Here is a 1,195-nt window from a genome sequence, read left to right on the forward strand (position 1 = left end):
CAGTGTAATTATCATAGTTCGTAGCATGATCCTGATTTTACTAAAAATCAAGCACCTTCAATGATCACGGGTATAAAAGGGGAATTATCATCAAGGATAAAAAAAGGTGCCTAAAGGCACCCAAACTTTGCGAGTTATAATTTAACTATTTTATGAGTGTATATTCATTTAAAAGACTTTCGAATGGGATATTTAGTTGTTCATTGAGCTTACGAATCATAGTCAGCGACAGCCTACGCTTCTTGTTTAAAACCTCAGAGACTCGGCTACGTTGACCTAGGATAGGGGTTAGATCTTCATTCTGTAGACCCTGTTGTTCCATTCTAAACTTAATAGCTTCTACTGGGTCTGGTGTTTCTATTTTATGATGAATGTTTTCATAAGCGTCAGCTAACGTTGTAAGTATTTCAAGTTCATCAAATTGATTATCAGATAAAGCGTCAGGATCCCCTTTTGTAAGCTCACTAATACGAGCCATTGCTGCTTTGTAGTCAATATTGGTTCGAATCGGTTTAATCTTCATAATTTTATAATCCACTTTCATAAGGGTTAACTAAGAGCTTTTGTGTGCCGAACAAGGGGGCCATAATCCCTCCCCCACGGCTTAATTACTCAAAAAGGTCAATGGTCTCTGCATCAACCGTGTCATATTGCTTGTGCGTTCCAATAAACTTGATATAGAAGGCTTTGAGCCTATAACTTACTGAAACAATCAGGCGGTATTTATTACCGCAGATATTAAACACTATCCTTTTATTCCCAACGATACTGGCGCTTTTATATTGCTCTTTGATTTCATGTGGATCGTTCCAATCAGCCTTTAACACTTCATCATGCCAAGCTTTAAGCGCTTCTTCTGAGTCCCTATAGAGAGGGTTGGTGTAGAACTCTATAAGAACTGGTTTTGATATAACTCGCAAAATACCTCCGCCTCTTTTTTCCCATTATGGGAAGTGATGGGGAGGATGTCAAGATTTTTCCCAAAAAGGGAATTGAATGACATCATCGATATTGGACACTAAGTTAAGCGATCCGGCGTTTTTCAAGGTAGCTGTCATCATTTGCTTACTTATTAAGCAGCTTCTCTTTCTGGGTTTAGGTGTACTTCACCAACTGGTTTACAGTTCCTGATAGCACCAGACCATCGTTCAGGGTTTAGCTGTTTTGCAGCGAGTAATACCTCAGCTCGGCGCTT

General features: G+C 39.2%; 2 protein-coding genes. Both read right to left on the reverse strand.

What is annotated here, in order from left to right; translation table 11 throughout:
* Positions 1-145 precede the first annotated feature (145 nt).
* Positions 146-523 carry a helix-turn-helix domain-containing protein gene (locus Q1A70_RS19980; protein ID WP_299695784.1) on the reverse strand — a complete coding sequence of 126 codons (378 nt, stop codon included), beginning with the start codon at positions 521-523 and terminating at the stop codon, positions 146-148.
* Between the two features lie 85 nt (positions 524-608).
* Positions 609-920, reverse strand: coding sequence for a type II toxin-antitoxin system HigB family toxin (locus tag Q1A70_RS19985; protein ID WP_299695786.1), 312 nt, complete (start codon positions 918-920; stop codon positions 609-611).
* Between the last annotated feature and the right edge of the window lie 275 nt (positions 921-1,195).

Origin of the sequence: uncultured Vibrio sp. (genome assembly GCF_947488985.1) — a bacterium.
Lineage (GTDB): Bacteria > Pseudomonadota > Gammaproteobacteria > Enterobacterales > Vibrionaceae > Vibrio.

Coding starts and splice junctions, on each gene's coding strand:
- Q1A70_RS19980 (WP_299695784.1), bottom strand. CDS start 523: ATGAAGATTAAACCGATTCGAACCAATATTGACTACAAAGCAGCAATG.